The 26,107-nt window shown below is 63.8% G+C and carries 21 protein-coding genes; 11 read left to right on the plus strand and 10 right to left on the minus strand.

The annotated features are described in order from the left end of the window. Positions 1–151: 151 nt before the first annotated feature. Positions 152–1,174: a KpsF/GutQ family sugar-phosphate isomerase gene (locus tag ABIB44_RS15285; RefSeq protein WP_354585519.1), complete on the minus strand. Its 1,023-nt coding sequence runs from the start codon at positions 1,172–1,174 to the stop codon at positions 152–154. Between the two features lie 351 nt (positions 1,175–1,525). On the opposite strand from ABIB44_RS15285, the gene recQ reads away from it, so the two are divergent. Together recQ and ABIB44_RS15295 are read left to right on the plus strand one after the other, a co-directional pair. Further along, the gene (gene recQ, locus ABIB44_RS15290) at positions 1,526–3,730 is read left to right on the plus strand and encodes a DNA helicase RecQ (RefSeq protein WP_354585520.1); all 2,205 of its coding nucleotides are present in this window, start codon (positions 1,526–1,528) and stop codon (positions 3,728–3,730) included. A gap of 80 nt (positions 3,731–3,810) precedes the next feature. Further along, complete coding sequence (locus ABIB44_RS15295; protein ID WP_354585521.1) at positions 3,811–4,224, plus strand: GxxExxY protein; 414 nt, start codon at positions 3,811–3,813, stop codon at positions 4,222–4,224. A gap of 112 nt (positions 4,225–4,336) precedes the next feature. Here the strand turns inward: ABIB44_RS15295 and ABIB44_RS15300 are convergent, their stop codons facing one another. The 3 genes from ABIB44_RS15300 to ABIB44_RS15310 form a co-directional block, all read right to left on the minus strand. Continuing rightward, positions 4,337–4,759: a BrxA/BrxB family bacilliredoxin gene (locus tag ABIB44_RS15300; protein WP_354585522.1), complete on the minus strand. Its 423-nt coding sequence runs from the start codon at positions 4,757–4,759 to the stop codon at positions 4,337–4,339. Positions 4,760–4,855: 96 nt separating this feature from the next. Beyond that, the gene (locus tag ABIB44_RS15305) at positions 4,856–6,469 is read right to left on the minus strand and encodes a M28 family peptidase (protein WP_354585523.1); all 1,614 of its coding nucleotides are present in this window, start codon (positions 6,467–6,469) and stop codon (positions 4,856–4,858) included. A gap of 186 nt (positions 6,470–6,655) precedes the next feature. Further along, positions 6,656–7,645, minus strand: a complete 990-nt coding sequence (locus tag ABIB44_RS15310) for a DUF1028 domain-containing protein (RefSeq protein WP_354585524.1) — start codon at positions 7,643–7,645, stop codon at positions 6,656–6,658. Positions 7,646–7,956: 311 nt separating this feature from the next. Between ABIB44_RS15310 and ABIB44_RS15315 the strand changes: the two genes are divergently transcribed. Then, entirely contained in the window at positions 7,957–8,313 is a 357-nt protein-coding gene (locus ABIB44_RS15315; RefSeq protein WP_354585525.1) for an ASCH/PUA domain-containing protein, read from the plus strand. A gap of 156 nt (positions 8,314–8,469) precedes the next feature. On the opposite strand, the gene ABIB44_RS15320 is transcribed toward ABIB44_RS15315, so the two are convergent. After that, on the minus strand, positions 8,470–9,582 hold the full coding sequence (locus ABIB44_RS15320) for an alpha/beta fold hydrolase (RefSeq protein WP_354585526.1): 1,113 nt from the start codon (positions 9,580–9,582) through the stop codon (positions 8,470–8,472). Positions 9,583–9,669: 87 nt separating this feature from the next. Between ABIB44_RS15320 and ABIB44_RS15325 the strand changes: the two genes are divergently transcribed. The 4 genes from ABIB44_RS15325 (at position 9,670) to ABIB44_RS15340 (ending at position 13,724) form a co-directional block, all read left to right on the plus strand. Beyond that, positions 9,670–10,626, plus strand: coding sequence for an ABC transporter ATP-binding protein (locus tag ABIB44_RS15325; RefSeq protein WP_354585527.1), 957 nt, complete (start codon positions 9,670–9,672; stop codon positions 10,624–10,626). After that, positions 10,614–12,185, plus strand: a complete 1,572-nt coding sequence (locus tag ABIB44_RS15330; RefSeq protein ID WP_354585528.1) for an ABC transporter permease/substrate-binding protein — start codon at positions 10,614–10,616, stop codon at positions 12,183–12,185. Before ABIB44_RS15325 ends, ABIB44_RS15330 begins: the two co-directional genes overlap by 13 nt. Before the next feature lie 149 nt (positions 12,186–12,334). Next, positions 12,335–12,859 (plus strand): GNAT family N-acetyltransferase, encoded by a 525-nt coding sequence (locus tag ABIB44_RS15335; RefSeq protein WP_354585529.1) that lies wholly within the window; start codon positions 12,335–12,337, stop codon positions 12,857–12,859. Between the two features lie 247 nt (positions 12,860–13,106). Beyond that, positions 13,107–13,724, plus strand: a complete 618-nt coding sequence (locus ABIB44_RS15340; RefSeq protein ID WP_354585530.1) for a hypothetical protein — start codon at positions 13,107–13,109, stop codon at positions 13,722–13,724. A 149-nt stretch (positions 13,725–13,873) separates the two neighbouring features. Here ABIB44_RS15340 and ABIB44_RS15345 read toward each other — a convergent pair whose 3' ends face one another. From ABIB44_RS15345 to ABIB44_RS15360, 4 genes are all read right to left on the minus strand, one after another. Then, positions 13,874–14,362 (minus strand): peptide deformylase, encoded by a 489-nt coding sequence (locus ABIB44_RS15345; RefSeq protein ID WP_354585531.1) that lies wholly within the window; start codon positions 14,360–14,362, stop codon positions 13,874–13,876. Between the two features lie 207 nt (positions 14,363–14,569). Continuing rightward, positions 14,570–16,636: a S9 family peptidase gene (locus ABIB44_RS15350; protein ID WP_354585532.1), complete on the minus strand. Its 2,067-nt coding sequence runs from the start codon at positions 16,634–16,636 to the stop codon at positions 14,570–14,572. A 179-nt stretch (positions 16,637–16,815) separates the two neighbouring features. After that, a complete protein-coding gene (locus ABIB44_RS15355) occupies positions 16,816–18,255 on the minus strand; it encodes an amidohydrolase (RefSeq protein WP_354585534.1) in 1,440 nt (479 codons plus the stop codon). A 104-nt stretch (positions 18,256–18,359) separates the two neighbouring features. Beyond that, positions 18,360–20,987: a M1 family metallopeptidase gene (locus tag ABIB44_RS15360; RefSeq protein WP_354585535.1), complete on the minus strand. Its 2,628-nt coding sequence runs from the start codon at positions 20,985–20,987 to the stop codon at positions 18,360–18,362. A 126-nt stretch (positions 20,988–21,113) separates the two neighbouring features. Here ABIB44_RS15360 and pxpB point away from each other — a divergent pair, with 126 nt between their 5' ends. Continuing rightward, entirely contained in the window at positions 21,114–21,887 is a 774-nt protein-coding gene (gene pxpB, locus ABIB44_RS15365) for a 5-oxoprolinase subunit PxpB (protein WP_354585536.1), read from the plus strand. Beyond that, positions 21,884–22,888 (plus strand): 5-oxoprolinase subunit C family protein, encoded by a 1,005-nt coding sequence (locus ABIB44_RS15370; protein WP_354585537.1) that lies wholly within the window; start codon positions 21,884–21,886, stop codon positions 22,886–22,888. The genes pxpB and ABIB44_RS15370 overlap by 4 nt, the downstream gene beginning before the upstream one ends. A 42-nt stretch (positions 22,889–22,930) precedes the next feature. Here ABIB44_RS15370 and ABIB44_RS15375 read toward each other — a convergent pair whose 3' ends face one another. After that, entirely contained in the window at positions 22,931–23,644 is a 714-nt protein-coding gene (locus tag ABIB44_RS15375; RefSeq protein ID WP_354585538.1) for a GAF domain-containing protein, read from the minus strand. Between the two features lie 458 nt (positions 23,645–24,102). On the opposite strand from ABIB44_RS15375, the gene ABIB44_RS15380 reads away from it, so the two are divergent. Next, positions 24,103–24,885, plus strand: coding sequence for a LamB/YcsF family protein (locus ABIB44_RS15380; RefSeq protein ID WP_354585539.1), 783 nt, complete (start codon positions 24,103–24,105; stop codon positions 24,883–24,885). Then, on the plus strand, positions 24,882–26,087 hold the full coding sequence (locus tag ABIB44_RS15385; protein WP_354585540.1) for an NRAMP family divalent metal transporter: 1,206 nt from the start codon (positions 24,882–24,884) through the stop codon (positions 26,085–26,087). Before ABIB44_RS15380 ends, ABIB44_RS15385 begins: the two co-directional genes overlap by 4 nt. Positions 26,088–26,107 lie beyond the last annotated feature (20 nt).

Here is a 26,107-nt window from a genome sequence, read left to right on the forward strand (position 1 = left end):
CCGCCGGGCAGTAGGAGTCAACGGAACGTCATGCCGAGCGCAGCCGAGGCATCTCGCGTGCCACCACTACTATTGTCGATTGAATTGCGTTGCGCACGCGAGATGCCGCGGCTGCGCCCGGCATCTCGCGCTTGAGCCCCGAACACGCTACTTACACCAGCCCCTCGCGCAGCAAATCGTGCAGGTGAATGAAACCGGCAAAGGCACCGTCCTCCGTCACCACCAGCTGAGTGATGTTGCGGCTCTGCATGCGCGCCAGGGCTTCGGCGGCAAAATCCTCCACGTCGATGGTAGCGGGCCGGGGCGTGAGGATGTCACGGGCCCGCAGCCGCTCCAGGTCGGAGAAGCTGCCCAGCATGCGCCGCAAGTCGCCGTCGGTGATGATGCCGGCGAGCTGGCCGGCGACGTCGAGCACAGCCGTAGCCCCGAGGCGCTTACCCGATATTTCGAGCAGTACGTCCTTTAGCGGGGCATCTTCCTGCACTTGCGGGCGCTGGTTCTGGCGGCTCAGGTCGCCTACTTTCAGGTAGAGGCGCTTGCCCAGGGTGCCGCCGGGGTGCAGGCGGGCAAAATCGGCAGCCGTGAACTGCCGGCTTTCGAGTAGGCACACGGCCAGGGCATCGCCCAGGGCCAGCGCGGCGGTGGTGCTGGTAGTGGGCGCAAGGTTGTTGGGGCAGGCCTCTTTGGTTACGGGGGCGTGCAGCACGTAGGTAGCCTGCTGGGCCAGGTAGGAATCGGCGTTGCTGACCAACGCGGCCAGCGGCACGCCCTTGCGGCGCAGCAGCGGCACCAGCACCTTAATCTCGGGCGTGTCGCCGCTCTTGCTGATGGCAATAACGAAGTCGCCGGGCTGAATCATGCCCAAATCGCCGTGAATGGCATCAGCGGCGTGCATAAAGAGGGCCGGCGTGCCAGTGCTGTTGAGCGTGGCCACGATTTTGCCCGCGATGTGGGCACTCTTGCCGATGCCCGTGACCACTACCCGGCCCTGCAGCTGCCGAATGGCCTGCACGCAGGCCACGAAGTCGGGCGTGGCGGCCAGGGCATCGGCCACGGCGCGCACGGCATCGGCCTCTTCGTACAGCACCTGCCGGGCAATGGCGAGTACATCGGCGGACGCGGGCGCGGCACTGGCAGCAACAGTTCCTTCGGAAGATTGGGCGGGAGCAGACATGAATGCGCGATGAGGTTGTTTTTGCAAAATTGGGGGATAGAAGCTAAGCCGCTGGCCCCGGACCAAAACGAGAGGTTGCCAGCACCGGGCCGCATCATGAATAAAACCCCATGCGAATTCGAGCATCCAGGCCGCATTTCGCGCATCTGGTGTGCCGGTTTCGCAGTTGCGAGCCAACGATTGCATAGTATTGGGCTTGGCATCGACTAGGCTCCGGCCGCGGTACCAATATGACAAAATTGTTTTCCACAATTCACGAAAAAGCTACTTTTTCATGCGAAAAATATGCGTTAATGCTTATCTTCGTTATGAACCGCGAGTCGGTACGCTTTTCACCAGCGCCTTCATATTATGTCTTCAGTTGCCCTCCAGGAAGCCCCGGCCCTTACCGCCGATTTGAAACATACACTTAAAGAAGTATTTGGCTACGGCCAGTTTCGGGGCACGCAAGAGGCTGTAATTCAGAATGTATTAGCTGGGCACAACACCTTCGTGATTATGCCCACCGGCGCGGGCAAAAGCCTATGCTACCAGCTGCCGGCCTTGGTAGTGCCGGGCACGGCCATTGTGATTTCGCCCCTTATCGCCCTGATGAAAAACCAGGTCGACCAGCTCGGGGCCTTCGGTGTAAATGCGCAGGTGTACAATTCGACCCTGACCAAAACCGAGATGAAGCGGGTGCAGCGCGACGTGATGAGCGGCGAGGTGCGCTTGCTGTACGTGGCTCCGGAAAGCCTGACTAAGGACGACACCATTGATTTCCTGCTGAAATCAACCATCAGCTTCGTGGCCATCGACGAGGCCCACTGCATCTCGGAATGGGGCCACGACTTCCGGCCCGAGTACCGCAAGATTCGCGGCATTATTGACAACCTCGGGGGCAACGTGCCCATTATCGCCCTCACGGCCACGGCCACGCCCAAAGTGCAGCTGGACATCCAGAAGAACCTGCAGATGGACGATGCCAGCGTCTTCAAAACCAGCTTCAACCGCACCAATCTCTACTACGAGGTACGCGCCAAGCACAACACCAAAAAGCAGCTGATTCAGTACGTGAAGCTGCACAAGGGCAAGGCGGGCATCATTTACTGCCTGAGCCGCAAGAAAGTGGAGGAGATTGCTGAGCTGCTGCGCGTGAACGACGTGCGCGCCCGCCCCTACCACGCTGGCCTCGACCAGCAGGTGCGCATCGACAACCAGGACGCGTTTTTGAATGAGGAATGCGACGTGATTGTGGCCACCATCGCCTTCGGCATGGGCATCGACAAGCCCGACGTGCGCTTCGTGATTCACTACGACGCGCCGAAGTCTATCGAGGGCTACTACCAGGAAACCGGCCGCGGCGGCCGCGACGGCCTGGAAGGCAACTGCCTGATGTTCTACAGCTACGACGATATTCTCAAGCTGGAGAAGTTCAGCAAGGACAAGCCGGTGACCGAGCGCGACAACGCCCACCAACTGCTGGCCGAGATGACTAACTACGCCGAGAGTGCCGTGTGCCGCCGTCGGCAGCTACTGCACTACTTCGGCGAGCAGCTCGACACCGACTGCGGCTTCTGCGACAACTGCCGCCACCCCAAGGAGCGGTTCGAGGGCGAGGCGGCCGTGGGGATGGCCCTGCGCGCCACGGTGCAAACCGAGGCCCGGTTTAACCTCAACCACATCGGGCAGGTGCTGCTGGGGCTGAGCAACCCGCACATCGAGAGCTACGCCCACAATGCGCTGCCGATTTACGGCCAGGGCAAGGCGCTCGGCGACGCGCAGTTCTGGCACTCGGTGCTGCGCCAGTGCCTGCTGAACGGCTTTTTGGAGAAGGACATCGACAGCCTGGGCCTGGTCCGCATTACGGACAAGGGCATCGACTTCATTGAAAACCCGCGCTCCATCACCCTCACTAAAGACCACAACTTCGACGAGGAGCAGAAGGCCGACGAGGAAAAAGAAGAGGTGCAGCAGGCTGCCGGCCACGACGAAGCGCTGTTCACCCAGCTCAAGGAACTGCGCAAGCAGGTGGCCAAGCAAAAAAACCTGCCGCCCTACGTCCTCTTCCAGGACCCGAGCCTGAAGGAGATGGCCACTACCTACCCCACCTCGCTGCACGACCTCACGCACGTGTCGGGTGTGGGCCAGGGCAAGGCCCAAAAGTTTGGCGCGCCGTTCGTGGCCGCTATCAAGCAGTACGTGGAAGACAACGACATCGAAACCGCCGAGGACGTGGTGGTGAAGTCGGCCGTGAACCGTTCTAAAATCAAGATTTACATCATTCAGCAAATCGATAAGAAGATGATGCTGGAGGACATTGCCTCGTCGAAGGGTATTTCGATGGGCGAGCTGATGGAGGAAATTGAGCACATCTGCTATTCCGGTACCCGTCTCAACATCGACTACTACCTGGAGGACATGGTGGAAGAAGAAGTGCGCGAAGAGATTTACGACTACTTTATGCAAGCCAGCACCGACAACATTGCCGTGGCGATGAAGGAGCTCGGCGACGATTTCACGGAAGAGGAACTGCGCCTGGTGCGCGTGAAATTCCTGAGTGAGGTCGCCAACTAAATCACTGATTTTTCGGATTTAAGCGGATTTCACGGATTTTGTGGACGATTTTCTTGGGGGCTTAGAGGATTGTTTTTTTTATGTGGATTGATTTTATGTTGGTCGACATTCGTTTGAATAAGCTTACGGAGACCATCATTGGCTGCGCTATTAACGTGCACAGTGAGTTGGGCAGTGGGTTTCCGGAGGTAATTTACCAGCGGGGGCTGGGCGTCGAGCTGGCGGCAGTTGACGTTGCTTTTCAGGCAGAGATACACTTGCCCGTCTTCTACAAGGAAACGTCAATTGGGTCGCGGCGGGCTGACTTTCTGGTCGACAACCAAGTATTGGTTGAGTTGAAGGCAACTAGTGAATTGACCTCTCTCAACTATGCGCAGGTAATCAATTACCTCAAAGCTTACCGCCTGGAAGTTGCCCTTTTAATCAATTTTGGCGAGTCCAGCCTCCGGTTCAAGCGCTTCCTTCACAATCCCTCCCGCCCACTCTCCCATTAACTAACTGCGCCTCCACAACATAAAAAAGGCCCCACCTGCACACGCAGTCGGGGCCTCTCACTAATCGTCTACAAAATCCGTGAAATCCGCTTAAATCCGAAAAATCAGTGATTTAGCAGTACTCCTCGAACGCGCCCTGCAGGTTGTTCACGATGCGCATGGCATCGGAGCCTTCGATGTGGTAGCGCTCAATCATATGCACCAGCTCGCCGTCTTTGAACAGGGCGATGCAGGGCGAGGAAGGAGGGTACGGGAGCAGGTGCTCGCGCATTTTGGCTACGGCGTCGGTTTCCATGCCGGCGAAAACGGTGACCAGCTTGCCGGGCTTCTTATCGGCGCTGGCGAGGGCCATTTTCAGGGCCGGGCGGGCTTTGGCGGCGGCACAGCCACACACCGAGTTCACGGCTACCAGCACGGTGCCTTCGTTCGAGGCGAGAGCGGAATCAACCTCCTCGGCGGTCATCAACTGCTCGAAGCCCACTTCGGTAAGGTCCTGGCGGATGGGGGCCACCATGTATTCGGGATAAACTGCCATTGTCGTAATAGTTATTTAAAAGCGGCGGGGCCGCGTGCGACTGCAAAAGTACGAAGGTCTAACCCATTACCCCGCGCCGAAAGTTTCCGGCGGCGGCTACCGCTTGCCGTAGCGCTGGCCGAAAAAGTCGCCCCGGTTCCATTGGGGCCGGGCCGACTCCTGCGCCACCTGGTAGCCGATGAGGAAGCAAAGCTGCACGTACTTCTTGCCCGCCTCAAAATCGAAGCGGCCGTTGATATCGTCCTGCGGCTTGTGGTAGGTCACGGCGCGCCACTTCTGCACCTCTTCGCTGAGGTTGTTGCGGCCGTCGGCGGTTTTGTTGCCATACTTGAGGTGCAGGGCCGGAATGCCAGCCGTCACGAAGCTGTACTGGTCGCTGCGGATGAAGCGGTTCTGCTCGGGCTCGGGGTCGTTTTCGAGGGCAATGCTCAGGTAGGCGCAGGCGCGCTGCACGGGTTTCAGCAGGGAGGAATGCGGGGCCCCCAGCGCCACCACGCTCAGCAGCGGGGCAATGATGGTGGGCATATCCATGTTGATGTCGGCCACGATTTCGGCCTTGGGCACGGTGGGGTAGGCGGCGAAGGCCGCCGAGCCCAGCAACCCCAGCTCTTCGCCGGTCATGAACACGAAGAGCATGCTGCGCTTGGGCTTGTCCTTGAGTTGGGAATAGATTTTGGCGATTTCGAGCACGCAGGCTACGCCCGAGGCATTATCATGCGCGCCATTGTTGATGGAGTCGCCCTGCACTGGAGCAGTCACGCCGAGGTGGTCGAGGTGGGCCGAATGCACCACGTATTCGTCGCGTAGCCTGGTATCGGAGCCCACAAATTTGCCCACCACGTTGTAGCTCTCAATGTCTTGGTAAGTCGACTTTAACGTGGCGCTAATCGTCGTTCTGAGGCCCTTCGAGGCCGGCTTGCCGCTGCGCATAGCCGCAAACACCTGCGTGGTGTCGAGCCCCGCCGTTTGCAGGAAGCGCTGGAACGTGGCCGCGCTCACGGCCCCGTAGAGCTGCTGCCGACTGCCGGGGGCGAAGGTGCGCGATACAGTAATTTTGCCATCGGCCCCGAGCACGCTGTAGGTACCGTTTTTGAGGTCGGGCAGCGGGCCGGCGTGGGCCGAGGCCAGCAGCAGCCCCACCGCGCCGTGGTTGATGGCCGCTTTCAGCAGCCCGGCCAAATCCTGGCTGGCCGAAGCCACGGTGGGGGCAAACGTGCGGGGCGCGCCGCGCACAATCATCACCACCTTGCCCTTCACGTCGAGACCGGCATAGTCGTCGTAGCCCAGCTCGGGGGCGCTGATGCCGAAACCGGCGAAGGCCAGCGGGGCATCGGCCACGCGGGTAGCGGGCAGCTCGGGGCTGGGATAGAGCACGTAGTCCTGCCCGGGCGACAGCGCCAGGGTAGTGCCCTGCCATTCGCGGGCCGCGAAGGTGGCCCCGGGCTGGAGAAAGGCACGCCGCAGCCGCACTTTCTGAATAAAGGTGCAGGCCTCGCCAGCGGGCTGCACGCCCAGCGCTTTCAGCTGGTCCGTCACGTAGTCGACGGCCATTTGATAGCCGGGTGTGCCGGCTTTGCGGCCCCGCAGGCGGTCGTCGGCCAGGTAGGCGATGTGGGCTTTAATGGCTTCGGGCTGCACCTGCTCGAGGGCGGCGGCCACGGGCTTGGGCACGGTGAGGGGCGTCTGGGCCTGGGCGACGGTACTTACCAAGAGAGCAGTCGCGAGGGAAAGAATTCTTTTCATTGATTGTGGAGGCATTATAGCGCACACAAAGAACGTCAAGCTTGTCGAAGCATCATTACCGCAGCAGTAAATTGATTACTTCTGAGGTAGAGATGCTTCGGCGGCGCTCGGCAGGACGTGCTGCGGACGGCACACGTTCTTTTATTGCCAGGATTACAACGCCAGAATCTGCTTCAGCTCGGCATCGGTCACCGTGAGCAGGCCCACTTTGGGGAGGCGCTGAGTGAGGGTGCGCCAGTTAGGCTCCTGTTTGAAAATGGGTTTGAGCAGGGCCAAGGCGGCGGGCACCTGCTGCTTGTTGGCGAGCGTAATAGCATGCCAGTACTTCATTTCCAGGTTCTGGGGGAACATTTTCTCGGCCGCCTGGTACTCGCGGATGGCAGCAGGCATGTCATTTTTCTCCACGGCCAGGTCGCCGGCGTTCATGTGGTCGTAGGCGCGGTCGAGGCTGAGCAGGCGGCGCAGCTCGGGCAGCGGGGCGGCGCTGTCGTCCACGCGCAGGTCGACGAGGCGGTCGGCCCAGGGGCCTTCGGTGGCGGTGCCGCGCACCACCAGCAGCGCAGCCGACTGACGGCCGCGCACGTCGCCCCCGGCGGCTTGCGCGGCATCGAGGGCAGCCAGCACGCGTTCGGCCAGGGGTAGCTTGGCGTTGGCTTCGTAGGCGGCGGCCATGGCGGGCCACACGTTGGCCGAAAGCATCATGTTGGCCTGCACCGAGAACTGCGCCCCCTGCTGGTGGCCGGCCATGTCGACGCACTTCTTGCCAGTGTGGGTGGCCACGCGGCCCTGGTTGTCGAGAATGGCGACCTGGCGCACATCGCGGCCGTCGTCGTTGCTCAGCAGCTCATCCAGCGCTTGCTGGGCCGTTTTGCCACTTTTGAGGAGGGCCAGGCCACGCAGGCCGAAGGATTTGTTGGTAAACGACTGGGTGGCCACCACGCCCACGCCGGCTTCGCCCCAGCTCGCCGAGGTGCCCACCGAAAACCAGTGGCTTTGCACGGCCACGGCCATTTCGCCGGTAGCCGGGTCGCGCGCCACAATGCTGAACGTGTGGGCAAACGGGTCGGTGCGGGAATACATCTGGGCGGCGGCGGGACGGGCCAGCCCCAGCACCGCTAGCAGGGCGAATAGGTATTTAAGCATGTGAGAAGGGGGAGAGATGAGAAGAAAAAACATGACGGCCGCCGCGAGGCATCCCCGGTAAATAACTGCAATGGCGGCCATTTTTTCGGGTAGCGGCGGGGCGCGGCAGCTGGGGCAGGATTCGGATTAGCGCAAACGTATCTGCAGGAACGTTGTTGATTTTCTTATTGTTACATCCGCTTGCTCTCGGCTTTTATCTGGTATATTGAGTAAATAATTTTGTTATAACCGAGCGAATTCCTGGCGGCCGACACTGCACTAAGCTGGCACTGCTGGCCCGGCCCTGGGTTCCTCTCCTCCCCCTTATTCCGATGACTACTTCCCTGACTCCAACTTCCGAAGCTTTCGCGCCCCAGTTTCACGCCTCCGACCCAACCCACCTGCACACCTACGAGCTGCCGCTCTGGCCCGACTGCTTTGCGGCGGTGCGGGCCGGCCACAAGCCGTTCGACGTGCGCCGCAACGACGAAGGCTTCCAGGTGGGCGACGTGCTGCTGCTGCGCGAGTTCAGCCCCGAGTCCCACGACTACACCGGCCGCACCATCACGCGGTGGGTGAGTTATGTACTGCAGGGTGGCAACTTTGGCATTGAGGCTGACTGGTGCGTACTGGGTTTCAGCAGCCAGCCACCCATCCCGACGGGCATGACGGATATCCGGCTCTGGTAGGGTTGGCCAGTGTAAAGGCAAAAAAAACGTCATGCGGAGCGCAGTCGAAGTATCTCTACCGTACAACTAGTTGATTTTAGTGTTGCGGTAGAGATGCTTCGGCGGCACTCAGCATGACGTTCGGGAGGCCTTAATATTCACTTGCCAGCCACGCGCTCAGCGCCGCGGCTGTACCAGAAACTGGCTGATGTTGTCGTTCAGAAACTTGGCATCGGCGGGGTTGGGCGCGGCCCCGGCAGTGTGGCCCCAGAGCGAGGGAATGGGCTTGAGCACCACGCCGGGAATGAACGGGGCCTCGTAGCGCGCATCGGTGAGGGGGAAGTAGAGGTCCGTTTCCGAAGGCATGTACAGAATGGGCGCTTTGATGCTGCGCAGGGCCTTTTCGACGTCGCCGCCGAAGCCGGGGGTGGTGCCCACGTCGTGCTGCTCCCAGGTGCGCATCTGCAGGATGAGGTCGTTGGCATCGGCCCCGGGAATGAAGTTGGTGCGGTACTCGTGCAGCACCTGGGCGAAGGTGGTGCCGGGCTTGCTGTCGGCTTTCCAGAGCTCGCGCCGCCACCATTCCTGCGAGTAGAGCCAGGCCGTCCAGACGGTGGCAAAGGCTTCGATGCCCTTTGTGGGCGGCGCGGTGTAGTCGCCATTCTGGAAAGCGGCATCGGCGGTGAGGGCGGCAATCTGGCCTTCGAGGCGCACCACACCGTGGGGGTAGCATTTGGCGGTGCCCGAGGTGGCCACCAGCCGGTCGGCAAAGGTGGGGTAGCTCACGGCCCACTGGAAGGCCTGCTGCGCGCCCATCGAAAAGCCGATGATGGCCCGCAGGTGGGTGATTTTAAGGTCCTGGGTGAGCAGCTGGTGCACGGCCGCCACGTTGTCGCGGATGGTCATCACCGGGAAGCGCGGGCCGTGGAAGGGCTCGGGCGTGTTGCTGGGCGACGAGGAATGGCCGTTGCCGAACAGTTCGGTGGCGACTAAAAACACCTTGGTAGTGTCGAGGGCCTTGCCCGGGCCGATGAGCCACTCGTAGCCGCGGTGGTCGGCCAGGTAGTGCGAGGGCAGCAGGATGGCGTTGTCGCGGGCGGCGTTGAGGCGGCCGTAGGTGCCGTACACCACGCGGGCCTGGGGCAGCGTGGTCCCGCTTTCGGTCTTGAATCCGGCGATGGTGAAAGTGTGGACTTTGGCGCGGTCGGGGTTGCGCTGGGCGTGCGCAGGGCCGGCGGCCAGGCCCAGCAGCGCAGTGCCGAGGGCAATGAGGAAGTAGCGAAACAGCATAAGCAGCGGCGTTGAGCCCGCAGAAGTTTGCGGGTCACTGTAACTCCGCAGCGCCCGTTGGGTTTACCTTGCTCCTCTTCGCCCGCCATGTCCCAGCCCGCTTCACCCGTCATCCGCGCCACCCGCCTGCACAAGTCCTTCGGCTCGCACGCCGTGGTGCAAGGCGTGTCGTTCGAGGTGGCGGCCGGCGAAACGCTGGTGCTGCTGGGCCCCAGCGGCTGCGGCAAAACCACGCTGCTCAAGCTCCTCAACCGCCTGATTGAGCCGGATGGCGGCACCGTGGAAATCAACGGGCAGGACGTGCTGGCCCAGCGGCCCGAGGTGCTGCGACGCGGCATCGGCTACGTGATTCAGCAGGTGGGGCTGCTGCCGCACTACACCGTGGCTGAAAATATTGCCGTGGTGCCGCGCTTGCTGGGCCACGCCCCGACAAGTATCGCGGCGCGCACCGAGGCCCTGCTCACGCGCCTGCACCTGCCGCCGGCGCGGTTTGCCGGGCAGCTGCCGGCCCAGCTCTCGGGCGGGCAGCAGCAGCGCGTGGGCCTGGCCCGGGCCCTGGCCGCCGACCCTCCCATTATCCTGATGGATGAGCCGTTCGGCGCGCTCGACCCCATCACCCGGGCTAGCATCCGGCGCGAGTTTCGGGAGCTGGAGGAATTGAAAAGCAAGACCGTGGTGCTCGTGACCCACGACGTAACCGAAGCCTTCGAGCTGGCCAACCGGATTATGCTGCTCGATGGCGGCCAGATTCAGCAGCTGGGCACCCCACGCGAGCTGCTGTTTCGGCCGGCCAACGACTTTGTGCGCCGCTTTTTCGCGGCCGAGCGGCTGGCGCTGCAACTGCGCACCCTCACGCTGAAGGACGTTTTTGGGGATACTAAAGCGGAGGTTTTGGGAGAATTATTTAAAGCTGAAACAACCGTGCACGATGCGCTGGAATTCTTAACGGTACCTGAAACGGCGGCGGCCTCCTTCACGGTAGCCCAGCTTATGGCGGCCTTTGGCGAAGCGTTGCAACGAGAGGAGGAAGCATGGAAACGCTAACGGCCCTCTTCACTTTCTGGCGCGAGCAGGCGGGCAAGCTCGGCGAGCAAACGGTGCAGCACATCGGCCTCACGGCGGGCTCGCTGCTGCTAGGGGTGCTGGTAGGCGTGCCGCTGGGGCTGTTTTTGTCGCGAAGGCCGCGCTGGGCTCCGGCGGTGCTGGGAGTGGCGGGCGTGCTGCAAACGGTGCCCAGCATCGCCCTACTGGGCTTCCTGATTCCGCTGCTGGGCATTGGGCCGAAGCCGGCCATTTTCGCGCTGTTCCTGTATTCGCTGCTGCCCATTATCCGCAACACCTTCGAGGGCATCCGGGGCGTGCCGCCGGCCGTGGTGGAGGCCGCCCGGGGTCTGGGCCTGACGGACGGGCAGGTGTTGCGCCGAGTAGAGCTACCGCTGGCCCTGCCGGTGCTCATGGCCGGCATCCGCACTGCCACCGTCATCAACGTGGGGGTGGCCACGCTGGCGGCCTACGTGGCGGCGGGCGGACTGGGCGAGTTCATTTTCGGCGGCATCGCGCTCAACAACCCGGTGATGATACTGGCCGGCGCGCTGCCCGCCGCCGGCCTGGCCCTGGCCTTCGATGCGCTGCTGGGCGGCGTGCAGCGGCTGAGCACGCGGCGGCTGGGCCGGGCGGTGGCGGGCGTGCTGGTGGCGCTGCCGCTGCTGGGCGGGCTGTATCTGCTACCCCGGGCCACGGGTAAGCTGCTGGCCGGTTTCAGCCCCGAGTTTGTGGGCCGGGCCGATGGGCTGCCGGGCCTTACCAAAAGCTACGGCCTCACGCACCTGCCGAGCGTGGTGCTGGCCCCCGCGCTGGTGTACGAGGCCGCCCGCCACGCCGACGTGGACGTGATTGACGGCTACAGCACCGACGGCCGCATCCGGGCCTACGGCCTGCGCGTGCTGCGCGACGACCGCCGGGTGTTCCCGCCCTACTACGCCGTGCCCGTCATTCGCCCCGCCCTGCTGCGCGAGCACCCCGAGCTCGGACCGGTGCTAGCCAAGCTCGATAACCAGATTGCCGACTCGGTGATGACCGATTTGAACTACCGGGCCGACTACCTGCACCAGGACCCCAAGGCCATTGCCGAGGCCTTTCTGAAGCGGCGCGGGCTGTGGACGGCCCCGCGCCCGGCCGTGGCGGGCGCGTCGGTGGTGAAGCTGGGCTCGAAGATTTTCGCCGAGCAGTACATTCTGGCCGAGCTGTATGCGGCCCTCATCCGGGGCAATACCGACCTGGCGGTGGAAACCAAAACCGGCCTCGGTGGCACCACTATTTGCTTCGAGGCGCTGCGCAGCGGGGCGATTGACATGTACCCCGAATACACCGGCACGGGGCTGCTGGTGCTGCTGCAGCCCCGGCCGGCGGTGGTCGACTCGCTGGGCGGGCGGCCGGCGGCGGTGCTGGGCTACGTGCGGGCCGAGTTCCGCCGCCGCTTCGGGCTGGAATGGCTGATGCCTTTAGGTTTCAACAACACCTACGCGCTGCTGATGCGGGGGCAGCAGGCGCGGGAGTTGGGGATTGGGAGCGTGTCGGATTTGGGCGGGTACCTGCGGGAGTAGCACGAGTAGTGGGAGTAGCGGGCAGGAGGCAAAAAGAACGTCATGCTGAGCTTGTCGAAGCATCTCTACCGCAGTAGTAAACTTATTTACTACTGCGGTAGAGATGCTTCGACAAGCTCAGCATGACGTTCGGCTTTTACTTTCGTCCCATGAACCCCGCCCTGCACCTCGCCCACGCCACGTCCGACGATACCACCCGCCTCGCCCGCCACGTCAATGCCGCCTACCGGGGCGATACCGCCCGCCAAGGCTGGACCACCGAAAGCGACTTACTCGACGGCCAGCGCATCGACGAAGCCGGCGTGGCTGATATGCTGGCGCTGCCCGGCGCGGCCATGCTGCTGGCTCTGAACGATAAGGGGGAATTGCTGGGCAGCTTCCACGCCCAGGTAAAGGGTTCCGTAGTCTACCTCGGCATGCTGGCCGTAACGCCCACGCTGCAAACCCAGGGCGTGGGCAAGTTCCTGCTTGAAGCCGCCGAGAACTACGGCCGGCAGCACGGCTGCACCGTGAGCAAAATGACGGTGATTTCGGTGCGCGCCGAGCTGATTGCCTACTACGAGCGGCGCGGCTACCACCTCACCGGTGCCACCGAGCCCTTTCCGACCGACCCGCGTTACGGCATTCCCAAGCAGCCGCTGGTGCTGCTGGTACTGGAAAAGGCGCTGGGCTGAGGAATGGCAGGGGTCGGAGTGCTGCCCGTTTGCCCAGTCCTGGCGTGGGCAGCTTCTGACCCGTAGCCATCCATCTATCTTTAGCCCCACCGTTTAGCGCAGCACGCGAGTTCAATTGCCCCAACTGCTATACATTAGCCCGATGTCTGCCTTCCATTTGCCTTCCCGCACGAGCTGTGCCGTGCTTGTCGTTTTGCTGCTGTTGCTGCGTACCGCTGGGTATGGACAGGGGCGGCACCCAAAACTGTTGGAAGCCGCAGCACACGGCAAATACCAGCCGGGGTGGTACACCTTGCAGGATGGCTCGCGCCACGCGGGCAAGCTGCGCGTGTGGCAGACGCCCAGCCGCAACTCGCTACAGGTCGAGCAGGGCAAAGCCGACCCCATCAACCTGGCCCCCGAACAGCTGCGGCACTTCGTGATGGGCCGCGACTCGTTTATTGTGGCCCGGCAGGTTCCCTTGGCCGGCCAGCCGATGACGGTCCCCTTTGGCGAGGCCGATATCTACCGAGTGGTGATGACCGGTAAATTCCAGGTGTTGCAGCACGACCAGTTGGTCGCTGATTACCGGTCTGGGCCGGCGTTTGCCCCTGGGTATGCGCCTGGCCAGTACGGCGGGACTCACCACAACCTTGCCTGGGTGTTGCGCCCCGCCGGCCAAGCTGATTTGGTTGTGTTGCCCTCCGAGGAAAAGGAGTTTGCCCGAGAGGTGCCGGCTTTTTTTATCGACAACCCGGCCCTGGCCCAACGGATACATGCCGGCCTGGTCGGTCATCCTGATTTTAAACGTATTGTGTACGCCTACGTCTTCCACAAAGACGTGGAGCAGGTAACCTATGAGGAAGCGGGCACCATCTTCCATTAACGTAGCCTGGTAATTTTTGCCGCCAAGTCGGCACTGCCGGCGCAGATTCTACTCCTAACCGTCACTATAGCCGGGCCCACTGGTCCCTTTCTAACGGGCCCGCGCTACAGCCTGCCGAAGCAGCCATTGGTTGCTGAGCTAAGTCCCGCTTAGGGCCGCCAGCGAAACGACTGCGCATCCAACGCCCGCATGGTGCAGAGCACGCCGTCGAGGTGGTCGCATTCGTGCTGCAGCAGCTCCGACACCGCGCCCTGCACGGCCCAGCGCTGCGGCTGCCAGTGCTCGTCGCGGTACGTGACCGTGAGGGCCACGTGCCGCTGCACCCGCACCAGCAGGTTGGGAAAGCACATGCAGTCGTCCCAGAGCTCGAACAACTCGGGGCTCAAATCGGTCAGCTCGGGGTTGAGCAGGACGATGGGACGGCCGTCGAGGTGCAGGTACACCAAGCGCTTCATCACGCCGAGCTGCGGGGCGGCGATGCCCCGGCCGAAGTGATATTTGGCGCGCACTTCCTGCATTACGTGGTGCAGGTCGGCCACCCAGCCGGCCACCTGGGGCAGGTCGGCTTCGGTCACGGGTTCGCACACTTCGTAGAGGCGCGGGTCGCCCAGCAGCACCATGTCGGCGAGGGTTTTCATGGGATGGAGTCAGGTGTAAGAGTTGAACTGAAAAAGCCGAACGTCATGCTGAGCGCAGCCGAAGCATCTCTACTACGCGAGTAAACTTATTTACTACTGCGGTAGAGATGCTTCGGCTGCGCTCAGCATGACGTTCGGCTAGACTTGATGATGCCCAATGGCGTTCGACGTCGTTCAATTACGCTCAGCGAATCATCTTTTCAACGCTCAATTCGAGCCCGACTTCCCGGCCTCTGCCATCTTGCCGGGCTGCAGGTACGTGTCCATCCACTCCAGCCAGAAGCGGTTGCGCTCGCGCTGGCGCACGGGGTCGCTGGCGTTGTGGGCGGGCACGGGCCAGGCAATGAACTTGGTGACGACACCATTGTCCTTCAGGGCGTGAAACAGCTTGTACGACTGCGTGACGGGCACGCGCGGGTCGGCCGTGTTGGCTAGGATGAGCGTAGGCGTGCGGATGCGGCCCGCCAGGGTGATGGGCGACTGCTCGCGGTAGTTCTGGTAGTTGGCCTCGCTCAGCCAGGGCGAGGGGCCGATGGCGGTGGCGCGCTGCACGTTGGAATCGCCCAGGTTGTACTGGTCGAGCCAGTCGGTGACGGCCGCGCCGGCCACGGCGGCTTGCCACTGCGCCGGGTAGTGGCCCAGCAGCCACACCGTCATGTAGCCGCCGTAGCTCCAGCCGCTCACGCCAATGCGGGTGGTGTCAATCATCCCGCCGCGCTTGAGCTGGGCCAGGCCGGCCATCACGTCGCGGCCGGGGCCAGCGCCCGCATCCTGGGTGATGGCCGCCTTGTAGGCGTTGCCGAGGTTGTCGCTGCCCCGGTAGTTGGGCTCGAACACGAAGTAGCCCCGACCCGCAAACAGCTGCGCCTGCGCCGAAAACGTGGCCGTGGAAGCGGCAGTGGGCCCGCCGTGAATGACGAGCACCAGCGGGTAGGTTTTGCCGGCTGTGTAGTTGGCCGGGTAGGTCAGCTCCCCGTCATTCATCACGCCATCTGACTGCCAGGTGAGGGTTTGGGCCTTACCCAGCTGCAGGCCACGCACTTCCTTGTGAAAATCGGTGAGGGCTTTGGGCGCGGCGGTGGCCGAGGCCATGTAGTACAGCTCGGCCGGGTGGCCAGGGTCGGTGCCGATGAAGGCCAGCGCGCCGGTGCGGCTCACGGCTACCTCCACCCAAAAACCCCAGTTCGGACTGATGGAGCCCAGGTCGAGCTTGCGGGCCGCGCCACCCTTGAGCGGCTGCAACCACAGGCCGGTATGGTTGCCGTCGAGCCCGCCGAGCAGCAGCGACTTGCCGTCGGGCATCCAAATGGTGCGGAACACGTCGCGGTCGAGCGCTGGGGTTAGGTTGCGGCCTTCGCCGCCGGCCGTGGGTGCCACCCAAATTTCGTTGATGTTGTTGGTGTTGCCCTGGCGCGGGTACCAGTAGGAAACCTGGCGGCCGTCGGGCGAAAACATGGGGTAGCCTTCCAGCTTCTTGCGGCCGGTAAGGGGCCGTACGGTGCCATCGGCCACGTTCAGCACCTGCACGGTACGCATGCTGCCATCGCCGGAGTAGGGCCCTGTCACCTGCACGAAGGCCAGCGACTTGCCATCGGCATTCCACGAGAGCGGCGACGCGGGCGCCCCCGGCGGGATGGTCACCGGCAGGCTCCAGGCCCCGGAGGTGAGGCGCGTGGCCGCGCCGCCGGCCACCGGCACCAGCCAGATATGCGAGGACGTCGGGGCTGCCCCCAGAAACAAGTCGTTGTTGCCCACCTCAAAAGCGTCGTAGCCCTTTTCGGGCGGGCCGGCCGCGTTGGTCGGCTTGTCGGCCGTCACGTAGGCCAGCGCGCCGCCGTCGGGCCGCCAGGCGTAGTGCTGCACACCCTTGCGGGCGTTGGTGAGCCGGCGCGGCTCGCCCCCGCGCAACGCCTGCACAAACAGCTGCGCCACCGAATCCTTACCCGCGCCAGTCTTCACTAGAAAGGCCAGCTCCTGCCCGTTGGGCGACCAACGCGGCTGCGTCAGGCCGAGGCGGCCGGCTTGCAGGGCGCGCTGCTCGCCGGTGGCGGCGTTCACCAGCAGCAGGCTGGTCAGGAACCGGTCTTCGGCGTAGTCGGGGGTGGTCACGACCAAGGCAATGCTCTTGCCATCGGGCGAGAACTGCGGGTCGGCCAAGCCGGTCATTTTGGCCAGGTCACCCAACTCAAACGGGCGCTGCTGGGCGCGCAGGGCGGCCGTGGGGAGTAGCAGCAGCCACAACAGGGCCAAGTGCCAGGAGGAGAGGTTTTTCATGGGATGGGAAATGATTAGAACGTACTGAATCAAGTTACAAAAAGAACGTCATGCTGAACGTAGTGAAGCATCTCTACCGCAGGAGTAAACTAATCGAAAGGAATTACTTGCGCGGTGGAGATGCTTCGACTCCGCTCAGCATGACAAACGCCCCCGCCCTCTCCGAAAATAGTGGTGCATTAGTCACGGTAGTTCAATGCCGGCTTACGGTCGCCGAGCAGAGGCTTGTACACGTAGCTGCCCACTTTCTGCTTCAACTCGGCTTTCGCCTTGGCGACTAATTCGGCATCGCTGAATAAATCGACGGCGGTGAGGGCCATGGTTTTGGCGGCCACCATCATGCCCTTGGTGCCGACTTCTTTGCCGCTGCACGCCACGGCCTGCCAACTGTGGGCGGGCGTGCCGGGAATCCAGGTGGCGGCCAGCAGGCCCACGGTGGGCACCACGTAGCTCACGTCGCCCACATCGGAGCTGCCGCCCAGGTCGCGCAGCAGGTAGGGCGAAACTTCGGCGGCCTGGGCCACGGGCGGCGCGGGCGCGCCCAGCGATTCCTGGATTTTCTTACCGAATGCGGCTTCCTCGGCCGTGTAGGTCACGCCGCCCACCTGCTCGAGGTTGCGCTGCAGGGCGTGGGCCAGGGTTTCGTTGATGAGCAAATCGTGGGTGCCGCCGATGACTTCGTAGTCCATGGTGGTGCCGGTGCCCAGGGCCGCACCCTCGGCGGCTTTTACTACGCGGGCGAAGATGGATTCCACGTCGGCGCGGTTGGGGTGGCGCACGTAGTAGTACACCTCGGCAAAATCGGGCACCACGTTGGGGGCCTTGCCGCCGCTGGTGATGACGTAGTGAATGCGGGTTTCCTGGGGCACGTGCTCGCGCATCATGTTCACCATGTTATCCATAGCCTCCACCGCGTCGAGGGCGCTGCGGCCCCGCTCGGGCGCGGCGGCCGCGTGCGCGGCAATGCCGTGAAACCGAAACTTTGCCGACGAATTGGCGATGTACTTGCCAACCATCGTCGCGTTTTCGCTGCCGGGGTGCCAGTGCACCACCGCGTCCACGCCCTCGAATAAGCCGGCGCGCACCAGGTACACTTTGCCGCTGCCGCCCTCCTCGGCCGGGCAGCCGTACACCTTTACGGTGCCGTGCAGCTTGCCCTCCTTCAGCAACTTTTTGATTTCGATGCCGGCCGCCACGCTGGCCGTGCCGAAGAGGTTGTGGCCGCAGCCGTGGCCGGCGTTCTGGCCCGCAATCGGCGACTTCTCGGCCACGGCATTTTGGGCCAGACCGGGCAGCGCATCATACTCGGCCAAAATGCCGATAACCGGCTTGCCGCTGCCGTAGGTGGCCACGAAAGCCGTCGGAATATCGGCCACGCCGGCCTGCACCGTGAAGCCGTTTTTACGCAGCGTTTCCTGCAGCAGGGCCGAGCTTTTGGCTTCCTTGTAGCCCATTTCGGCAAAGCCCCAGATGCGCTGAGCCACTTGCTGGTACTCGGCGTAGTGGGCCTGCAAATCCTGCAGGGCCTCGGCTTTGACGGCTTCGGTGGGCGGCAGGGCCGGGCGGAAGGCCAGCAGCAGCCCGGCAGCCAGCAGGCTAAGGATAGCGTGTTTTTTCATCGGGAACAACAAAAGGGAGTTGGTAAGTCGGGACGGTGACTGGCCCGAAAGTACCACCGAATCAGGATTTCAAACCACTGGGGTAGTTGGCCGGCGCACAGAACTCACCGCGCCAGTTTTTCGGCCCGCAGCAGGTCGTCGCTGGCCTGCTGCAGCTTGGCGCGCAACGGCGGATTGTAATCGGGGTGGGCGGCCAGGAAGGCCCGCACCGTGGCCGCCGCCGTAGCCGACTGGTAGCTGCCCAGCGTGGCCTGCAGCCACGAATACGGAAAGAAAATATCGCCGGTGAGCTGGATTTCCTGGAGTAAATCCAAGCTGACGGGCAGGTATTTCTCGGACGTGGCCTGGCGCAGCGGGTGGTGCAGGTAGCCCAGTGCGGTGGTAACCCAGGCTTCCTTGGCGCGGCCGGCTTTGTCTTTCAGGCTGGCGAAAAAAGCGTCGCGGGTGGCCGCCTCCGACGACAGCGCGGGCATCAAAAACTGGAGGCGCTGGCGGCGGTCGGGGTTCGTGATGCGGGCGAGCTGGGCCGGCAGAATGGGGTCGGTGGCCGCGTAGTCGCGCACGGCCAGCGCCAGGGCCAGGGCGGTGTAGTCCTCCTCGGTCAGCTTCACGCGGGCGGGGGCTTGCTGGGTTTGCCAGATGCGGTAGAGGCGGGCCTGCGCCGCCGGGGTGAGGGCCACCGACTGGTAGGTTTTGAACAGCTGCTTCTGGGAATTGGGCGAGGGGTTTTTCTGCAGCGCCGCCCACAGGTCCTTTTCCAAAGCTGGCGCTACGGCCCGGCGCTGAGCGGGCGTGAGAAACTGCCAGAAAATGGCGCTGGCCTGGCCCGTGAGCAGCTTCAGGTTCAGCTCTTCGGGCTCCAGGGCGAGGGTTTGGCGGTAAAAATTCAGTAGCGCCAGCGGCCGAATAACCTGGCCGTTGAGCATGTTCTCGTAAAGGTTGACGTAGGCGGCAGCGCGGGCCACCGGGTTCTTCAGCTTCGGCAGCTGCGCGGGCAGCGCCGGGGCGGCCGGGAACACGCCGTAGCCCAGGCCCGACGAGTTGTAGAGCACAAGGCGGGGGGCGGGCTCGCCCACGGCGGCCGGCAGGGCCACGGTGCGCTGGTTCATGTCCACGGACAGCTCTTTCGTATGGCCGTCGGGGTAGAGCAGTAGCAGCTCGAACAATTGGGGCCAGAGGCGGTCGGAGCCGTCCTCGGCGTGCTGGTTGAGGGTGAGGCTGGTAATTCTTCCACCTGCGGTTTGCAGGTCGGCGGTGAAGATGGGGCGGCCGGGCTGGTTCACCCACACCTGGTTCCAGGCCTGCAGGTCGGCGGGGGTGCGGGCGTCGAGGATGGCAATGAGGTCGGGCCAGGTGGCGTTGCCGTGGGCGTAGGTTTTCAGGTACTCGCGCAGGCCATCGCGGAAGGCTTCGGGGCCCATCAGGCGCTCCAGCTGGCGCATCATGATGGGCGCTTTGTGGTAGATGATGTTGCCGTAAAGCGAGCCCGCGTTCTGCAGGTTGGCCAGCGGCTGCCGGATGGCGTTGGCCCCGGCCGTGCGGTCGATGCCGTAGGCGGCGGGGTAGTGGTCGATGACGAACTTGAGGTCGTAATTCGAATTCTTCACGGCCACCTGCGTGATTTTATCGGCCATGAAATTGGCGAACACCTCCTTCATCCACACGTCGTTGAACCAGCGCATCGTCACGAGGTCGCCGAACCACATGTGGGCCGTTTCGTGGGCCACCAGGCTGGCGCGGGCCAGCACCTGGTCCTGGGTCGCGCCCTCGTCCAGAAACAAGCTCGACGCCTTGTAGTCGATGGCCCCAACGTGCTCCATGCCGCCGTACTGGAAGTCCGGAATCGCCACGAAATCGAACTTTTGAAACGGGTACGGCAGGCCGGTGTACGTAGTCATAAAGGCCAGCGCATCGGCGTGCAGCCCAAAAATGGGGCCGAGGCTCAGGCGCAACTTGGTGGGGTCGGTTTCGCGGTGCAGCAGCGTCATCGGGCGGCCGTTTTCGGTGCGGTTCAGGCGCGCGAATTTCCCCGCCGCGAATGAAAACAAGTAGGTGCTGATGCTGTCGGAAGTAGCGAAGGTGTACTGCTTCGTGGGGCCGCTCAGCGTGGAATCCTGCACCGGCGCGTTGGCCACGGCCTGCCAGCCGGCGGGCACGGTGAGGGCAACGGTGAAGGTGGCCTTCAAATCGGGCTGGTCGAAAACGGGCACCACGGTGCGGGCGCGGTCGGGCACGAGCAAAGTGTAGAGGTAGTCGGCGTTGCGATTGAGCGAAAGCTCGCCGGCGCGCAGGCGGATTTCGGCCACGTTGTGCCCCAGGTGCAGGGCGGCGGCGGGCAGCACGAGGTGCTCTTCGTGGTGGTCGGGGGCTAGCGGCTGGCCGTTGAGGGTGAGGCCGTGCAGGTACTCGGTGGGCGCTTTAAAATCGAGCTGCACCGGGTGGCGGTTGTCCTTGAGGTTGAACGAAACCTGTTCAACGACCTCAATCGGCTCGGTTTTAAGGGCCGGAATAGTCAGGCTCAGATTGTAGGCTACGCCGCTGATACTGGCCCGGCGCGCCTGGGCCAGCGTTTCGGATACGCCCGGCGTGATGGGCGGGTCGGGCTCGCTGGGCACCACGGGCTGGATGGTCGTCGTGACGGGCGTGTTGAAAACCGGCGCGCGGTGGCAGGCCGTCGCGAGCAGCACGCAGGCCAGCGCAGCGGCAGAGCCCTTACGGGGAAATAGTTTCATTCGAAAAACGCTGATGCAGCAGGGAGAATTGAACGGACGCTCGCGGTAGAGACGCATCTTTGCGTCTCATCGTTGAACGGCAGTCACCTGTGCTGCCCGGGAGTCGTTCAACGACGAGACGCAAAGATGCGTCTCTACCCCACAACCGCCCCCGTGAGTACTGCCCCGCCTTTGTCTATCGCGCCGCTGCCCGTCCGGCTCTATCCGTTGGGCGATGCGGCCGTGGTGCTGGAATTCGGCACTACCATCAGTCCGGCCACGCACCGGGCCATTGCCGCGTTTGCGGCGCGGCTGGCGCGGCGGCCGTTTGCCGGGCTGCGCGAGGTGGTGCCGGCCTTCACCACCCTCACGGTGTACTACGACCCGTGGCTGGTGAGCGAAAACGGCCAATACGCCGAGCCCTACGGGCGGGTAACGACGCTGTTGCAAGCGCTACTAGCCAGAACGGAAGAATCTGCCGCGGTAGCCGAAACCGAAACGGTGGAAATCCCGGTGTGCTACGGCGGCGCGTTTGGACCCGATTTGGCATTCGTGGCGCAGCACGCGGGGCTGTCGCCGGCCGAAGTCATTGCCCGGCACACCGCCCCGGAATACTTGGTGCATATGATTGGCTTCGCGCCCGGTTTCCCCTATCTGGGGGGAATGGATGCCCGACTGGCCACTCCGCGCCGCCCGCAGCCGCGCCCACTGGTACCGGCCGGCGCGGTGGGCATCGCGGGCCCGCAAACCGGGATTTATTCGCTGCCCACGCCGGGCGGCTGGCAGCTCATCGGCCGCACGCCGCTGGCGCTGTTCAATGCGGAATGGGCCGCACCCAGCCGGCTGCGGGCGGGGCAGCTACTGCGGTTTGTGGCCATCTCGGAGGAGGAATTTGCGGAACTTCAACCGCCGCAGCCATGAGCCTGCGCATCCTCCGTCCCGGCCTGCTCACCACCGTGCAGGACCTGGGCCGCTTCGGCTACCAGCAGAACGGCATCATCGTGAGCGGCGCGATGGATGCCCTGGCCCTGCGCGTGGGCAACCTGCTGGTGGGCAATGAAGAGAATGCCGCCGGCCTCGAAATCACCTTGCTGGGGCCGAAAATCCGCTTCGAAACCGACCAGCTCGTGGCCCTCACCGGCGCGCACCTCTCCCCCACCCTCAACGGCCAACCAGTGGGCCGGCACCGCCCGGTGTGGGTGGCGGCCGGGGCGGAGCTGGCCTTCGGGCCGGCCGTAGCGGGGTGCCGGGCCTACCTGGCCGTGGCGGGTGGGGTGGCCGTGCCGCCGGTGCTGGGCAGCCGCAGCACCTACCTGCGCGCCGGTTTTGGTGGGCACGAGGGCCGGGCGCTGCGGGCCGGCGATGTGCTGCCCGTGGGCCAGCCTTCGGGAGTTGGCGTAAAGCTGGTGCAGCAGTTGGCGCGGTCGGGAGCCGCCTGGGCCGCCGCTAGTTTCACGCCCGGGCCGGCGCTGTGCCCGCTGCCGCGCCACCGGCCCGTGCTGCGCGCCGTGCGTGGGCCGGAGTACGCGCAGTTTTCAGTCGAAAGCCAGCGGGCTTTTTGGGACGAGCCATTCACCATCACCCCCGCGGCCGACCGCATGGGCTACCGCCTGCAAGGGCCAAAGCTGGAGCGCCTGGACGAAACGGAACTGCTGTCGAGTGCCGTCACGTTCGGCACGGTGCAGGTGCCGGCCGGCGGGCAGCCCATCGTGCTACTGGCCGACCACCAGACCACCGGCGGCTACCCGCGCCTGGCCCAGGTTATTTCCGTGGACTGGCCGGCGCTGGCGCAGGCCGCGCCGGGGCAGCCGCTGCGGTTTCAGGAAGTGTCGGTGGCTGAGGCGCAAGGGCTGTATGGGGTGCAGGAAGTGGCAGTAGCAGCGTTGCGACGGGCGCTCGGGTACAGGGCTCGGGGCTTTTGAGAGCAGCAACGCCCATTTTACCCCGCCGGCGCACAATTACCCTTACACTTGGAAATCGCCTAAAATGGCGTGCAAGTCGCGCAGGCGGCTTTCAACCTGATGCAGAAAGTCGGCCGGCACGGGCACCTGCGAACCGTGGCGCGCAAAGAGGTAGCGCACCAGGGCGTTGAGAGCCTGTACTTCTTCCTGAAGCTCGGCGCTGAGGCGACTCCATTTTTCCGCCCCCGGCTCGGCATGCAGGTAGCACAGATGCCGTACGGCAATGGTCTGGCTCACCAAACCGGCCAGCAGGTCCAGAATGTGCTGCTCATCGGACGTGAAAGCGCGGGGTTGGCGGTCGATAATGCACAACGTACCAAGCGTCCGCTGGTCGGGCAGGTGCAGCAGCGCCCCGGCGTAGAAGCGCACCGCGTTGCGCCGCGCCGCCCGCAGCGCCTCCTCCGGAATAGTCGATTCGTCCTCCAGCGCTACATCGTGGTAAACGACGGCCTGAGCCCGGGCAATGGCCGTGGAGCAGAGGGCTTCGGCGCGGGGCTGCCGCTGGTGGCCGGGCATCCCGCAACTGGTCGGATAAAGCACTTCCGTTTCCTCGACCACCGAAATGAGGGAAATGGGCAGATTGAAAATGCGGGCCGTGAGGGCCACGAACTCATCGAACACCGGCTCAGTCAGCGTCGGCAACAATTCGAAAGCACGTACGCTGCGCAGCCGGTCGGCATCGTCGGCGGGCAGGTTGGGAAAAGGATAAGCAGGCATAGAAATAAAGGAAAGGGGCAGGGAGAATTTGCAAGTGTAGTCGCGGGCCGGTATTTGGCAACTTACACCTTGTGTGCGCACACAATGGTATCGTTGTTCCAATACCGTGCCCCGGAGCCGGCTTTAAGTTCCGGCAGCTCACCAATTGCTTGCTGGGCCACAGTACCGCCGCATGGTTGAGCGAGGCGGCCTCACCAGCCGCTTCGCCCGGCAATCCAGGCTCCGCTTCGATGTGAGGGCGCTATTATCCCAGCGGCGGGTACGCAGCAGACGCTTTTTGCCGGTGTTCAACCTACCGCCCGCAATAATAGGCGTTTCGAAGGCTTCGGCGGGTATGGAAGCCGGACGAGGCAGCTGGGCCCGAAAATAAGTTTTGGGAAATAAGCAGTCCATCGGGCGTTCTGCGGCGGCTAGTTGCCGTAGCATGCCGTTCTTTCGAACTCAAAACTTACTTCAGCATGTCTCCTACCCCAACCGTTGACCTGAACTGCGACATGGGCGAAAGCTTTGGGGCCTGGACGCTCGGCAACGACGCCGCCCTGATGCCCTTCATCACCTCGGCCAACGTGGCCTGCGGCTTCCACGCCGGCGACCCGGCCGTGATGAAAGCCACCGTGCGCGCCGCCTTGCAGCACAGCGTGGCCATCGGCGCGCACCCGGGCCTGCCCGATTTGGCGGGCTTCGGCCGGCGCAATATGGACATCTCGCCCGAGGAGGCTTTCGACCTAACGGTGTACCAGCTGGGCGCTTTGCAGGCGGTGGTAAAAGCCGAGGGCGGCCAGTTACATCACCTCAAGCCCCACGGCGCGCTCTACAACATGGCCGCCACCAACGCCGCCCTGGCCACGGCCATTGCAGAGGCGGTGTATCAGGTACAGCCCGAGCTGCTGCTCTACGGCCTGGCCAGCTCCGAGCTGACCCGGGCCGGCGAAAAGCTGGGCCTGCGCACCGCCCACGAAGTATTTGCCGACCGCACCTACCAGGCCAACGGCACCCTCACCCCGCGCCGCCAGCCCGATGCCCTCATCACCGAGGCCCGCGTGGCCATTGCGCAGGTGCTGCGCATGGTGCAGAGCGGACTGGTGCGCACCCAGCAAGGCCAGGACGTGGCCATCCGGGCCGATACGGTGTGCCTGCACGGCGACGGGGCCCACGCCCTGGAATTTGCCCAGCAACTGAACCAGGAGCTGCGCGCCGCCGGCGTGCGCCTGCAAGCCGGCGCACCGGCCACCGCCCAATGAGGCCAGCGCTCCCCAAAACCCGCTGGTGGGGCGGGGCCACGCTCGGCGCAGCGTTTCTGATGGCCAACTCGTCCATCGGCCCGGGCTTTCTCACTCAGACCACCGTATTTACCCAGCAGCTGCTCACCAGCTTCGGGTTCGTGATTCTGATTTCGGTCGTGCTCGACATTGGCGCGCAGCTCAATACCTGGCGCATCCTCACGGTGAGCGAGTTGCGGGCCCAGGATTTGGCCAACCAACTGCTGCCAGGGCTGGGCTATTTCCTAGCGGCGATGGTGATTCTGGGCGGCTTTGCCTTCAACATCGGCAATATTGCGGGCTGTGGGCTGGGGCTGAATGTGCTCACCGGCATGTCGTACGAAAAGGGTGCCCTGATTAGCTGCGGGGTGGCGCTGCTGCTGTTCTGGGTGCGCGAAATTGGCAAGATGCTCGACGGGTTCACCAAAATTCTGGGCACCGTCAAGATTCTGCTCACCCTGGGCATTGCCGTCAGCGCGCACCCTCCTTTGTTGCAGGCGCTGCACCACACGCTGCTGCCGGTCAAAATCAGCGCTGCGGCCATCGTCACCATCGTGGGGGGCACGGTGGGCGGCTACATCACGTTTTCGGGCGCGCACCGGCTGCTCGATGCGGGCATCAAGGGCCCCGGGAGTCAGGCCGAGGTGACGCGCAGCGCCGTGAGCGGCATCGTGATTTCCACGGTAATGCGGTTCGTGCTGTTTCTGGCGATTGTGGGCGTGCTCAGCCAAGGGGCCATTTTAGAAAAAGACAACCCGGCGGCGGGCGTGTTCCGGGCGGCGGCCGGCGAGGTGGGTTTCCGCATCTTCGGGGTGATTTTATGGAGCGCGGCCATCTCGTCGGTCGTGGGCGCGGCCTACACGTCGGTGTCGTTTTTCAAGACCTTCCACCCTATTTTTGAGCGCTACGAGCGGGCCTGCATCTCGGTGTTCATCGTGCTTTCGACGCTCATTTTTGTCCTCATCGGCAAGCCCACGCAGCTGCTGATTTTCGCCGGGGCCATCAACGGGCTGATTCTACCCATCGCGCTGGGCATCGTGCTGGTGGCGGCCACCACGCCCCGCCTGATGCGCGGCTACCGCCACCCGCGCTGGATGCTGGCCGCCGGCTGGGCCGTGGTGGCCGTGATGGGTGCGTTGGCTGTGCCCGTGCTGGTAGACCAGGTGGGCGGAATGCTGCGATGAGTGGTAAAGACCGTCATGCT

It is taken from the genome of Hymenobacter sp. UYCo722, from assembly GCF_040547115.1.
Lineage (GTDB): Bacteria > Bacteroidota > Bacteroidia > Cytophagales > Hymenobacteraceae > Hymenobacter.

Bases quoted from the DNA above. Each gene is read 5' to 3' on its own strand.
- ABIB44_RS15285 (WP_354585519.1), bottom strand. From the start codon at position 1,174: ATGTCTGCTCCCGCCCAATCTTCCGAAGGAACTGTTGCTGCCAGTGCC.
- recQ (WP_354585520.1), top strand. From the start codon at position 1,526: ATGTCTTCAGTTGCCCTCCAGGAAGCCCCGGCCCTTACCGCCGATTTG.
- ABIB44_RS15295 (WP_354585521.1), top strand. From the start codon at position 3,811: ATGTGGATTGATTTTATGTTGGTCGACATTCGTTTGAATAAGCTTACG.
- ABIB44_RS15300 (WP_354585522.1), bottom strand. From the start codon at position 4,759: ATGGCAGTTTATCCCGAATACATGGTGGCCCCCATCCGCCAGGACCTT.
- ABIB44_RS15310 (WP_354585524.1), bottom strand. From the start codon at position 7,645: ATGCTTAAATACCTATTCGCCCTGCTAGCGGTGCTGGGGCTGGCCCGT.
- ABIB44_RS15315 (WP_354585525.1), top strand. From the start codon at position 7,957: ATGACTACTTCCCTGACTCCAACTTCCGAAGCTTTCGCGCCCCAGTTT.
- ABIB44_RS15320 (WP_354585526.1), bottom strand. From the start codon at position 9,582: ATGCTGTTTCGCTACTTCCTCATTGCCCTCGGCACTGCGCTGCTGGGC.
- ABIB44_RS15325 (WP_354585527.1), top strand. From the start codon at position 9,670: ATGTCCCAGCCCGCTTCACCCGTCATCCGCGCCACCCGCCTGCACAAG.
- ABIB44_RS15330 (WP_354585528.1), top strand. From the start codon at position 10,614: ATGGAAACGCTAACGGCCCTCTTCACTTTCTGGCGCGAGCAGGCGGGC.
- ABIB44_RS15335 (WP_354585529.1), top strand. From the start codon at position 12,335: ATGAACCCCGCCCTGCACCTCGCCCACGCCACGTCCGACGATACCACC.
- ABIB44_RS15345 (WP_354585531.1), bottom strand. From the start codon at position 14,362: ATGAAAACCCTCGCCGACATGGTGCTGCTGGGCGACCCGCGCCTCTAC.
- ABIB44_RS15350 (WP_354585532.1), bottom strand. From the start codon at position 16,636: ATGAAAAACCTCTCCTCCTGGCACTTGGCCCTGTTGTGGCTGCTGCTA.
- ABIB44_RS15355 (WP_354585534.1), bottom strand. From the start codon at position 18,255: ATGAAAAAACACGCTATCCTTAGCCTGCTGGCTGCCGGGCTGCTGCTG.
- ABIB44_RS15360 (WP_354585535.1), bottom strand. From the start codon at position 20,987: ATGAAACTATTTCCCCGTAAGGGCTCTGCCGCTGCGCTGGCCTGCGTG.
- pxpB (WP_354585536.1), top strand. From the start codon at position 21,114: ATGCGTCTCTACCCCACAACCGCCCCCGTGAGTACTGCCCCGCCTTTG.
- ABIB44_RS15370 (WP_354585537.1), top strand. From the start codon at position 21,884: ATGAGCCTGCGCATCCTCCGTCCCGGCCTGCTCACCACCGTGCAGGAC.
- ABIB44_RS15375 (WP_354585538.1), bottom strand. From the start codon at position 23,644: ATGCCTGCTTATCCTTTTCCCAACCTGCCCGCCGACGATGCCGACCGG.
- ABIB44_RS15380 (WP_354585539.1), top strand. From the start codon at position 24,103: ATGTCTCCTACCCCAACCGTTGACCTGAACTGCGACATGGGCGAAAGC.
- ABIB44_RS15385 (WP_354585540.1), top strand. From the start codon at position 24,882: ATGAGGCCAGCGCTCCCCAAAACCCGCTGGTGGGGCGGGGCCACGCTC.